Annotated in this window: 1 protein-coding gene; it reads left to right on the top strand. The window is 38.4% G+C overall.

Features of this window, described 5'->3' with window-relative positions; genetic code table 11:
- Positions 1-536 (top strand): hypothetical protein (locus N1032_RS27505; protein WP_259543903.1); only part of this gene is annotated, 536 nt, incomplete at both ends.

The following is a 536-nucleotide window of genomic DNA, read 5'->3' as shown; positions in this document are numbered from 1 at the left end:
CTTTGTAATCTCACAAGATGATATCTTTACTCATGATGGATCTTCTCGTCAATCCATTGTAACTGATATCATTAAAGAGAAACTCTTGGGTGAAATTACTTCTGTCAACTACCAGGGTGCTAAAGTTTTTGCTTATCCAACTCGTAAAGAAATCTGGGTATGTTATCCAAGTCAAGCAGCTCAAGAGGGTAGTGATAAAAACTATGCTTGTGACAGAGCTGCCATTTGGAACTGGAAAACTGGTGCTTGGTCATTTACTGATCTCCCAGGTATTCTGTGGATGAATGAAGTAACTTCACCAGATAACGATCAACGTGCTTGGTTGTTCCCAGATCGTTCTGGTAATAAACCTATTTTACCTATCTCTGATATTAAATTAGATTCACCTATTTATAGTTTAGGGATTGGTGATAATTTCCGTATGGATGTTATCTACAAACAACGCGAAGGTTTGATGGGGAATGAGTATCTCACTTGGACTTCCTCGGATCCATCAATTGCGGATTTTGGTATATTCAATGGTGATGGGTCTGTTA

Source organism: Herbiconiux daphne (assembly GCF_024979295.1).
In the GTDB taxonomy this organism is placed as follows: domain Bacteria; phylum Actinomycetota; class Actinomycetes; order Actinomycetales; family Microbacteriaceae; genus Herbiconiux; species Herbiconiux daphnes.
Note: the sequence above shows the minus strand (reverse complement) of the source record. Positions and strands in the feature narration are given on the sequence as shown.